Source organism: Scytonema sp. NUACC21 (assembly GCF_054684315.1).
This window is the reverse complement of sequence record NZ_BAAFZH010000010.1, coordinates 1-10,559: the sequence shown is the minus strand read 5'-3', so window position 1 is coordinate 10,559 and position 10,559 is coordinate 1. Positions and strand designations below refer to the sequence as shown.

The 10,559-nt window shown below is 42.7% G+C and carries 8 protein-coding genes, 1 tRNA gene and 5 pseudogenes; 5 read left to right on the top strand and 9 right to left on the bottom strand.

Translation table 11 applies throughout. From position 1 onward, the window contains the following. Both ACYRY3_RS00585 and ACYRY3_RS00580 read left to right on the top strand, forming a co-directional pair. Positions 1–231: hypothetical protein (locus ACYRY3_RS00585; protein ID WP_460199943.1), on the top strand; the 231-nt coding region annotated here is incomplete at its 5' end. After that, positions 128–1,080 (top strand): annotated as a pseudogene (locus ACYRY3_RS00580) (RNA-guided endonuclease InsQ/TnpB family protein); the annotation flags it as partial. The gene ACYRY3_RS00585 and the pseudogene ACYRY3_RS00580, both read left to right, overlap by 104 nt. Here the strand turns inward: ACYRY3_RS00580 and ACYRY3_RS00575 are convergent. The 5 genes and pseudogenes from ACYRY3_RS00575 to ACYRY3_RS00555 all read right to left on the bottom strand — a co-directional run. After that, positions 1,018–1,872: a condensation domain-containing protein gene (locus ACYRY3_RS00575; RefSeq protein ID WP_460199940.1), complete on the bottom strand. Its 855-nt coding sequence runs from the start codon at positions 1,870–1,872 to the stop codon at positions 1,018–1,020. The pseudogene ACYRY3_RS00580 and the gene ACYRY3_RS00575 sit on opposite strands and share 63 nt — an antisense overlap. Next, a complete protein-coding gene (locus ACYRY3_RS00570) occupies positions 1,869–2,099 on the bottom strand; it encodes a phosphopantetheine-binding protein (protein ID WP_460199939.1) in 231 nt (76 codons plus the stop codon). The genes ACYRY3_RS00575 and ACYRY3_RS00570 overlap by 4 nt, the downstream gene beginning before the upstream one ends. Before the next feature lie 4 nt (positions 2,100–2,103). Then, positions 2,104–2,589 (bottom strand): ATP-binding protein, encoded by a 486-nt coding sequence (locus ACYRY3_RS00565; protein WP_460199938.1) that lies wholly within the window; start codon positions 2,587–2,589, stop codon positions 2,104–2,106. A gap of 498 nt (positions 2,590–3,087) precedes the next feature. Continuing rightward, positions 3,088–3,161, bottom strand: a tRNA-Pro gene (locus tag ACYRY3_RS00560). Between the two features lie 62 nt (positions 3,162–3,223). Then, a pseudogene (locus ACYRY3_RS00555) lies at positions 3,224–4,294 on the bottom strand (CurL C-terminal domain-containing protein); the annotation flags it as partial. Between the two features lie 450 nt (positions 4,295–4,744). Between ACYRY3_RS00555 and ACYRY3_RS00550 the strand changes: the two are divergent. Continuing rightward, on the top strand, positions 4,745–4,930 hold the full coding sequence (locus ACYRY3_RS00550) for a hypothetical protein (protein WP_460199937.1): 186 nt from the start codon (positions 4,745–4,747) through the stop codon (positions 4,928–4,930). Positions 4,931–5,292: 362 nt separating this feature from the next. Here the strand turns inward: ACYRY3_RS00550 and ACYRY3_RS00545 are convergent, their stop codons facing one another. After that, a complete protein-coding gene (locus ACYRY3_RS00545; protein ID WP_460199936.1) occupies positions 5,293–5,805 on the bottom strand; it encodes a hypothetical protein in 513 nt (170 codons plus the stop codon). A 37-nt stretch (positions 5,806–5,842) separates the two neighbouring features. Further along, complete coding sequence (locus ACYRY3_RS00540) at positions 5,843–6,397, bottom strand: phosphopantetheine-binding protein (protein ID WP_460199942.1); 555 nt, start codon at positions 6,395–6,397, stop codon at positions 5,843–5,845. A gap of 37 nt (positions 6,398–6,434) precedes the next feature. Here ACYRY3_RS00540 and ACYRY3_RS00535 point away from each other — a divergent pair. Next, positions 6,435–7,496 (top strand): annotated as a pseudogene (locus tag ACYRY3_RS00535) (aconitase family protein); the annotation flags it as partial. Continuing rightward, a pseudogene (locus ACYRY3_RS00530) lies at positions 7,493–8,527 on the top strand (UvrA family protein); the annotation flags it as partial. The pseudogenes ACYRY3_RS00535 and ACYRY3_RS00530, both read left to right, overlap by 4 nt. Here ACYRY3_RS00530 and ACYRY3_RS00525 read toward each other — a convergent pair. Together ACYRY3_RS00525 and ACYRY3_RS00520 are read right to left on the bottom strand one after the other, a co-directional pair. Next, positions 8,528–9,547, bottom strand: a pseudogene (locus ACYRY3_RS00525) (beta-ketoacyl synthase N-terminal-like domain-containing protein); the annotation flags it as partial. Next, a complete protein-coding gene (locus ACYRY3_RS00520) occupies positions 9,453–10,457 on the bottom strand; it encodes a TonB-dependent receptor plug domain-containing protein (RefSeq protein WP_460199941.1) in 1,005 nt (334 codons plus the stop codon). The pseudogene ACYRY3_RS00525 and the gene ACYRY3_RS00520, both read right to left, overlap by 95 nt. Between the last annotated feature and the right edge of the window lie 102 nt (positions 10,458–10,559).

Below are 10,559 nucleotides of genomic sequence, written 5' to 3'. Positions count from 1 at the left end.
GAGTATAGCCGCAACTTATTTAATCTGCGTTCTGACATTCTCAAGTTTAATGCTTTATTTTTCATCATTGCCTACACAATGCCTTTGCATCTATGTTACTATAATACCAACAAGGAAGTGATTAAAAGTGTTGAAAGCGATAAAGGTCAGACTATACCCAACAACCGAGCAGCAAGAAACGCTAGCCAAATCATTTGGTTGTGCAAGGTGGTATTGGAATTATGCCCTTAATGCTTGTATTCAACACTAGAAGAAACTGGAAAATCGCTAAAACTAAGTGTCTACAAAGCTTATCTCCCACAATGAAAAGTAGAAAATCCTTGGTTGAAAGACTGTTATTCTGCTGTTTTACAGTGCGTAGCAATAAATCTAAACAAGGCTTACGCTAATTTTTTTGAGGGTAGAGCTAAGTTTCCAAGATTCAAATCGAAGCATCACAAACAATCCATTCAGTATCCCCAAAACGTTAAAGTTGTGGGTGATTGTTTGGAAATTCCTAAAATTGGTGTTGTTCAAGCAGTCTTGCATCGACCCATTGAAGGGAAGGTTAAGACAGTCACTATAAGCAAGACTCCTACAGATAAGTACTTTGCTTCGATTCTGTTTGAGACTGAAGGTATTTCGGGTTTTGTATCTGGTGACAAAACACTTGGTATTGACCTTGGGCTGAAAGACTTTGCTGTTATTCATGATGGTAATAAAGTTACCAAACATTCAAACCCGAAACACTTAAAACGTCACGAGAAGAATCCAGCGCGTAAGCAGAAGAAGTTCGCCCGTAAAGTTAAAGGTAGTAATTCAAGAAACAAATATAGAAAACTCGTAGCCAAGGTTCATGAACGAGTATCAAATTCCCGCCAAGACTTTCTGCATAAATTAAGTAGAAAGCTGGTAAACGAAAGCCAACTTATCGCTGTAGAAAATCTCAACGTTAAGGGAATGGTACGGAATCGCAAGCTATCAAAATCAATATCCGATGTGGGTTGGGGAATGTTCGTAAACTTCCTGGACTACAAGTTAAAAGCTCAGGACGGTCAACTTGTAGAAATAGGAAGATTTTTCCCCAGTTCCAAAACCTGTTGTCAGCACCTCCCCCTGCAACCACTGCTGCGGCCAATGAGCAAAGTCGGCATACTGAATCGGCAATTCTGGCAGTGGTACCGGTAAATCGTTGCACTTGGCTTGGTAAACTGCTGCTAACTCCCGCACCAACACGCCCATTGACCACCAATCTGATACTATATGGTGCATCACCAGTAGCAGGATGTGTTCTGTCTCTGCCAGCTTAAACAAAGTAGCCCGCACTAATGGGTCAGTTTCGAGGTCAAACGGTTGCGCGACTTCTTCCATTCTCAACTGTCGGCAAGCGTTTTCTCGCTCAGCAGGATTTAGTTGTTGTAAGTCTACAACCGCTAGTTTTGTAGTCTTGCTGTCAGCAATAACTTGTATCGGTTGCCCATCTACTGCTACAAAGTTGGTACGTAGAACTTCATGGCGGTTGATGATGTCATTGAGACTGCTTTCAAGGGCTGCGATGTTGTGGAGACGACCTTCAAAACGCACTGCTGCCGCGATATTGTAAAAGCCACTATTAACCTCTAACTGCTGTAGGAACCACAAACGTTGTTGGGCAAAGGACAGAGGTAGCTTTCTTTCTCGTGAAACGGGGAAAATCGGAGGGAGAGTGGCACTTGAGGTTTGGTTCGCCTTTTGCAGAAACGCGAGGATTTCGGCTTTGCGCTCTTGTAACTGCAGGCGCAGGGATGGCGTTAATGTTCCTTCGGGGGCGCTACACCGCAGGCGTTCCCCATCAACCCACAGTTTTATATCCAAACTGCACAAGTAAGACAAAAATTCCTCGATAGTTTTCATAACTCTATCTCCTCTCTGTTTTCTGCTGTGTCGTTGGGAAGAGCGTGTATTTGTTGTACTATCGAACGAATCTTATCAATGCGCTCTGCCAGTCCCGCTACACTAGATTGTTCAAACAAGCTGTTTAAGGGCAACTCAACTTGGAAGGTTTCACGCATCCTAGAAATTAGTTGAGTTGCTAGCAAGGAATGCCCTCCTAATTCAAAGAAGTCGTCGTGAATGCCCACTTGCTCAATTCCAAGTAACTGTTGCCAGATGTTGGCAATGGTTTGTTCGAGTTGTCTTGATCAAGCCAGCTTCTTTGGTAGCTCCTATAATTAGAGAAACGGTTGCTGCCTGTGACTCACTCAAAGAAAACCGCTCTCGTAGGGTTTGATTGGACATTTGTTTATTGCTGACATACAATAAACAGCAATGTTGGTAGCAGGCTCGAATTCGGTCTGCTTTGCTCATATCGGCAAAATTCTGATGAGCAAATAGCACTGTTGTGGTGCGTGTGTCACCCACTCGAAAATCTGGTGCGGGTAGTTGAAACATCTCTGCTGCGCTTACAACTTTGTCAATGCCACTACCTTTTTCTTCACATATACCGAAACGTCGCATAACGTCGGCGAGTTGTTCGTTACGGGAGCGATTTTCATCAATAAATCGCTCCACCTTTATAGGCGGTATGCCAGGATTAGATATCTCAATGCGATCGCCATACATCTCGATCATTACTGACGTACCTGTTACAAGAAAATCCTGATTTTTAGTAGAATCCAGGCAGAAACAAACTACTCCCTTCCCGCCAGAAGATTACCTAAAGACCAGGGTAGGGTTATGTCGTACAACAGCGAGCGGTGGGCAGTGTCATTCGCGAGCCCAGATATTTAAAGCTGCTTTGCTAAAGTTCCAATTGCCATCCAGTCCAGGATAGTTGAAAAATCTTGAGATTAATACTTCAGTGTTTGATTTATCCTTGAAGTCAGCCAAGGCAAGATTGTTACTAATTTGGAAGAGGAGCAGTAAAAATATTTTTGGAAGTTTGAAGAACTCACTTTGTTCGGGATACTCCTGAATACCTATATACTAAATATGAGGAGAGTTTAATCTTAAATCACAAACTATTTGTGAAAGATTTGGCAACATTACTTTTTTAACAGTAGTTAACTGCTCCTCAACAACATTAATTTGTTAACGACGAAAAATAGTCTTCTACCTGAATTTTCCCAATCGGGATGACTGGATTCGAACCAGCGACCCCTACCCCCCCAGAGTAGTGCGCTACCGGACTGCGCTACGCTCCGACTTGCGCCAGCGTGTAGCTTGGGGCTTTCGCCTTGTCCACCTTGAAATTCGCGGCCGCCGGAAGTAAGGAGCGGATATCAAGACCGAGGTGAGGTTGTAAAATCTCGGCACAAGTATTTACGTGTTTTTTAAATGTTGGTTCGACTTCATATAATTCCTTACCCATGTTTGCATATTGTGCTCCTTGTCCTGAAAACATGAAGATGACTGGACAATAACTTGGCTTGTGGTAGTCAGTCAAAACACGTTGTGGGTCAAGCGAAGTTAATACTTTTACCGCATTCTCTTGGTCTTGGCAAACTACCGTGCGACGGTGCTCAAAAGCACAACGACCTACTTGTAGGGTATGGGCGACATCAGGTAGGGGAATATCGGGATTTTGCTGCAGGTGAGTGTACAGTTGCGCTGTTGCAGTTTCTAAGGCTGTCCTGGTTTTGGCTGAAAGCAGCAACAATTGCCAGGGGCGCGAGTGTAGAGACGAGCCATGGCGCGTCTCTACCGGAGCCTCTTCCAAAATAACATGGGCATTAGTCCCGCCAATCCCCAAAGAACTAACACCTGCTCTGCGAGGCATCCCGTTACTTTTCCATTCTGATATTGTGGTATTTACATAAAAAGGACTATTAGCAAAATCTATTTGTGGATTTGGCTCTTGAAAGTGCAAACTAGGAGGAATTTGTTTGTGTTTTAATGCAAGGACTGTTTTAATTAATCCTGTCACACCAGCTGCTGTATTTAAATGCCCAACATTGGTTTTTACTGAACCAATAGCGCAAAAGTTTTTTTTATTTGTGCTAGCGCGAAAAGCTTGTGTGAGAGCCTTGATTTCTACTGGGTCTCCTAATTCGGTTCCTGTACCATGTGCTTCTATATATGTGATGGTCTCAGGTTCAACTCCAGCTAAAGCAAGTGCTTCCAAAATTACCTTTCTTTGACCATCAACACTAGGAGCTGTATATCCAATTTTTAAAGAACCATCGTTATTAACAGCAGAACCTTTGATGACTGCATGAATAGTATCACCATCAGCTATGGCATCCTCTAATCTTTTCAAAACGACTACACCTAAACCACTGCCACCAATAGTTCCTTTTGCGTGTGCGTCAAAAGCTCGACAATGACCATCAGGAGAATTTGCTCAATCTTTCAAAACTTCAATGTCCCTTATTTCCAATTTTCTTCTGCCTAGAGTGACAAAAGAGGGTTAATCAGAGCAAAAGAGACACTACACCAAAGTATCTATAACTTTTATGCCTTGGATCTCACTAAGGTAAAGTAAGAGCCTCACGTCGTAGTTATCTCTTCAACAAACAGAAAAATAGCTTTGCCACAGTTCACAATAATGCAACAACACTGTACAAGGGGCACATAACATGAAAATTGTATATTTAGTCATCCGCGCTAAATGATTGAATGCAAAGCGCGAAGAATCATCTACTCCAGCCTCAATACGAATCCCAAAGGGACGACCGTCAAAGGTTCATACCTTACCAAGTGAATGACATCAGGGTGAAACATTTTCGCTCATCACTTTTTGTCCTCTTCAATGACCTTTTTCCAACTTGAACTAGGAGCTTTTGCAATGACTGAACAACATGAGGACTTTTGCCCAGGCGGCACGGGGCACGATCACCTAATTGGGATCGCCCTTTCTGCCCTAGCCAACGTGTTAGCCCCAATACTTAGGGCTCAAATTCAACGGTGGTTGGAGAACCATCGTAGTTCTCGACGGCAACCGAAAAAGCCTTCGGACTCTCGTCGGAACTAAGAAAGTTCTTTCAACACCGATGAAAATTTAACAACTCAGTTTGTAACACTCAGTGCTCAGCTTTTTAAAAGGCTGAGTACCTTTCTATTTAAGACTACGAGATGACTAATTGACTTTCCGCAAATTCTATAGACTTTTTTTAATACTTTAACTTTCCAAAAATCTTAATGCTAAAACTTCATATTATCTCACGCTATTACATTTTCGTTTTTAACTCTTAAGAAATATATTCCGATGCATTATATTATTTCACCTTCATCACGATACGTATAAATTTTGTCCAAACGCGCTGTTTGAAGCGTCTTTACACTAAGCAAGTCGGTGTAAATGTTCGCTACTGCTTAGTAGTTGCGATGTATGCGCTAAAGCGCTACTAAGAGGTTGTTTGAAAAGTCGGGTAGGTTGTAAAAAAGCTCTCTCAGTATACGCTGTGAGCTCAAGGCTTTAGCAGTCTCTATTTTGACAGAGTTTTGATTCATTGCTGTCATTAGTTTAGCTAGAGGGCGCACAAAGGAAGGAAGCGCCGAGGTCATGTGACCGATAAATCGTGGCGAAGATGTGTGTATTGAGTGAGCAATAACGTTATCACCTAAGTATTTTAAATAACTTTCAAGATTAGTAGGGTTAACAGGTATCTGACTATCACAAAACTTGTCTAATAAAGAATCTAAATGAATGTAGGTGTTGGTATCAAACGTGCTTAAAAAGTCTTGAGAAAAATCATTAATAATTTCATCGATTTCTTTCTCAAGAGATGTTGATTGACTCGATGCAGCAAACAGTTGCATCACTTGTTCTTCAATATTGTAATGTAATGTTTGCTCAGTTTCAAGAAAATAATTTTGGTTTGGCATTTCTTGTTTACTTAATGTCATTTCGTATCCTTAAATCACTTTGCTTTCTACAATTGCCTTAGATTGATGAAACACCTTTTTGTGCTGCTCGGTGTTCTTTTCTTGCTTGTTTTTGGCGCTGTACTGAGGCGGTTCTGCTTTCAGGGCGATGAGAATGTTGTGTAAAAGACTCTTGTTGGCTGGACTCCTGACCAAGATATCCAGCTAGACGGCTTATTGTTGGATATTGAAACATTTCAACCAAGGGGAAATCTCGCTGAAATATTTTTTGTAATTTGCTATGAACCTGAACTAAGAGCAATGAATGACCACCGAGTTCAAAGAAATTATCATGGATTCCTACGTCCTCGACATGAAGTACTTCTTGCCAAATATTAGCAATAGTTTTTTCTAATTCAGTTTGGGGTGGCTGGTAAACTACTTCTAATTCGGGTCGTGCAGTGTCAGGTGCAGGCAGCGCTTTGCGATCGACTTTACCATTAGGTGTCAGTGGTAATGCTTCTAATGTGACAAAAGTTGCTGGTATCATGTATTTTGGCAACTTTAATTCTAGGAAGTTCCGTAATTCAGGAATGACCAGTGTTTGCTCAGATGGGACTACATAAGCGACTATTTGTTGAGAATCTACTGAATCTGAGCGTACTACAACCCACTCCTGGTTAAACCGGATGCTACTCCCCGATACTGTGGGAACTGGTGGGGACTCCCATACCCGCTTCCCCTTAGGTATTTCCTTCCCTGGTGGTTCCGGGTTGGTAGCGTTTGCCGGGGCATTGGGTGTCATGCCCTTGGATATGCCAGAATCCGTTTTGGTTAGGTTCAAAGGGGAATTACAACCCGGTATAACTCTCAGGGATATTGTGAATGCCATTCCCTACGTAGCAATTCAAAAAGGTTTGCTAACCGTAGAGAAAGAGAACAAGAAAAACGTCTTTGCCGGACGAATTCTGGAAATGGAAGGCTTGCCAGATTTGAAAGTCGAGCAAGCATTTGAACTGACAGATGCCAGCGCCGAACGTTCCTGTGCGGGTTGCAGCATCAAGTTGAGTGTTGAGACAATTTCCGAATATCTGCGTTCCAATGTAGCACTGTTGAAAAACATGGTAGCACGGGGTTATCAAGATGCCCGTACCATCATGCGTCGCGTTGCCAAAATGGAAGAGTGGCTGGCAAACCCCATACTTTTGGAAGCAGATGCAGATGCGGAATACGCGGAGATTATCGAAATTGATTTGAACGAAATCAAAGAACCTATTGTAGCCGCTCCCAATGACCCCGATAATGTGAAGTTACTATCGGAAGTTGCTAATGACCCAGTGCAAGAAGTTTTTGTTGGTTCTTGCATGACAAATATCGGTCATTATCGCGCAACTGCTAAGGTTTTGGATGGTGCGGGGGCAGTGAAAACTCGCCTGTGGATTTCTCCCCCTACTCGCATGGACGAACACCAACTCAAACAAGAAGGTGTCTATGGTATTTTTGGTGCAGCAGGTGCGCGAACAGAGATGCCCGGTTGCAGTTTGTGCATGGGCAATCAGGCACGAGTTGCTGATGGTGTAACCGTGTTTTCTACCTCTACCCGTAACTTCAATAACCGCATGGGTAAAGGTGCCCGAGTTTATCTCGGTTCAGCGGAACTAGCAGCTGTTTGTGCGTTGTTGGGAAGAATTCCCACAGTTCAGGAGTATCTGGACATTGTGGCGAATAAGATTTGGGCAATACCTTAATTGTGGTAGAACATGACGAAGAAACCATTCGTGAAGCTGACCACATTGTTGATATTGGTCCTACAGCAGGTATTCACGGGGGAAGAATTGTTGCTCAAGGTGATTTGCAAGCATTGCTAGATTCGGAAGAATCTTTGACAGGCGCTTATTTGTCAGGACGGCGGGCGATAGCAACTCCAGCAACACGTAGAGAAGGAAACGGGCGGAGTTTGGTCATCAAAAATGCCCGTCGCAACAACCTAAGAAACATAGATGTCGAAATACCATTAGGTAAACTTGTTTCCGTAACTGGAGTTTCTGGTTCTGGAAAATCTACCCTCATTAACGAATTACTCTACCCCGCCCTGCAACACCAACTTACCCGTAAAGTTCCCTTCCCTAAAGACATAGATCGCATTGAGGGATTAGATACAATTGATAAAGCCATTGTCATTGACCAATCACCCATTGGAAGAACACCCCGTTCTAACCCAGCAACATACACGGGAGTTTTTGATATTATCCGAGAAGTTTTTTCAGAAACAATTGAAGCAAAGACCAGGGGATATAAACCAGGGCAATTTTCTTTCAACGTCAAAGGAGGACGCTGTGAAGCATGCAGCGGGCAAGGTGTTAACGTCATTGAAATGAACTTTTTGCCCGATGTCTACGTACAATGTGAAGTTTGCAAAGGTGCAAGATATAACCGAGAAACATTACAGGTAAAGTACAAAGACAAATCAATTTCTGACGTTCTTAACATGACAGTTGAGGAAGCTTTGGAGTTCTTCCAAAACATTCCTAAAGCCGTGAATAAACTGCAAACTTTAGTAGATGTAGGATTGGGGTATATCCAACTGGGACAACCCGCAACCACCTTATCTGGAGGGGAAGCACAGCGGGTGAAATTAGCCACAGAACTATCACGTCGTGCCACAGGAAAAACACTTTATCTCATAGATGAACCAACCACAGGTTTATCTTTTTACGATGTTCATAAATTATTAGATGTTCTACAACGTTTAGTAGCCAAAGGCACCCCCAAGCCCAACCGAACTGACTCCTGCACGTCGGGGAGTGCCATTTGTTTCCCATTTAGAAAGTTTAGTATTGACGTAGAAGGGACTATTGGCAAAGTCAATTTCAGGATTGGGTTGCTCAAAGTGTAAGCTTGGAGGTATTTGTTTGTGTTTGAGTGCAAGGACGGTTTTGATTAATCCCGTCACACCCGCCGCAGTGTCCAAATGCCCAATATTGGTTTTGACGGAACCAATGGCGCAGAATCCTTTGTTTTGGGTACTTGAGCGAAAAGCTTGTGTCAAGGCGGCAATTTCAATTGGATCTCCCAAGGCTGTTCCTGTACCATGAGCTTCAACGTAAGTAATTGTCTCAGGTTCTACTTCGGCTACTACTTGAGCCGTTCTAATAACTTTTGCTTGGGTATCGATACGAGGTGCTGTGTAGCTGACTTTGAAGGAACCATCGTTATTGATAGCCGAACCTTTGATGACAGCATGAATTGTATCGCGATGCAAGAGAGCATCTTCTAATCGCTTCAACACTACAATACCCACACCTTCACCACCCACAGAACCCTGTGCCTTAGCATCAAAGGCGCGACAATGTCCGTCAGGAGACAATATTCCCCCTTCTGTGTACATATATCCAGCTTTTCTTGTTGCATTGATAGTAACTCCACCAGCTAGAGCCATATCACATTCACCATTGAGTAAACTTTGACAAGCTAGGTGAACAGCTACTAATGAAGTTGAGCAGGCAGTTTGAACAGCATAACTGGGTCCTTCTAAGTTAAGTTTGTAAGAAACGCGGGTGGTTAGGAAATCTTTATTACCTGCAAGAACGAGTTGCTGAGGATCAATAGAATTTACAAGATTTTGATTTAGGTAAATATTAAGTAAGTAGCTGCTTAAACCAGAGCCACCATAAACACCAATAGATCCTTTATAAGTTTGTGAATCGTATCCAGCACTTTCTAAAGCTTCGCAAGCACACTCTAGAAAAATTCGGTGTTGCGGATCGGTAATTTCTGCTTCTCGACTTGGTTTGCATGGTAGCATGATTCAGCATAGAAACCGGATTGTAGTAATTCGATTTCACAAAATTCTCGAAATAGCTGCCATCTGCATTCTTTACAGGGTTTACCGGTAAATACAGGGCCGATTGGAGAATAATAGTGTTCAAATAAGGAACATCATCGTTTGTACTGATAGAGTTGGTAACATTGAATCCGAACTTCAACTTGTCGTTCAAGGCAGACTGTTCAATTCCCAATTTCGCGATTACGCGCTCTAACTGTGTTTTTTGAATGATACCTTCTTTTTTGAAATAGTTCAAGCTAGCAAAATAAGTACTGTGTTCTCCGCCACCACTCACAGCAATATTGTGGTTGTGTGAAAGCGCACCGCTGCGTTGAATTTCTTTCTGCCAATCGGTATTAGCACCTTTATCATCAGCCGGTGTAAAGGCCAAACCATTTTTGCTAACAAAGTTGCGAAGCTCAGTAGCATCCATCACATCCAATCTATTTGATACAGTTTCTACACCAACATAACCGCTGTACGAAACAGTAGCTTGTCCTTTTTTACCTTTTTTAGTAGTGATGATAATAACCCCGTTCGAGGCACGGTTACCGTAGATCGCAGAAGCCGCGGCATCTTTCAATACATCGATGGTAGCGATATCATCAGGTGCTACAGTAGCAATATCTGCACCGGGTACACCATCAATTACGTAGAACACGCCTGAACCACTGTTCAAAGTTGATGCACCACGCAAAATAACTGCAGCCGTTTTGTTAGGGTCACCACTAGCAGTGATGTTCAAACCGGGAACCTTACCTTGTAATAACTGACCCACATCGGAAATAGCCCCTCTGTTGAGTTCCTCAGCTTTTACACTGGTAATAGAGCTCGATAAAGTTTTCTTAGAACCTTTACCATAACCCACTACTACCACATCATTTAAGTTGGTACTAGTAGCTTCTAGGCTTACGTTGTAGTTGGTTTGTGATCCTACAGTAATCTCTTTCGTTCCAAAAGAAACAGCAGA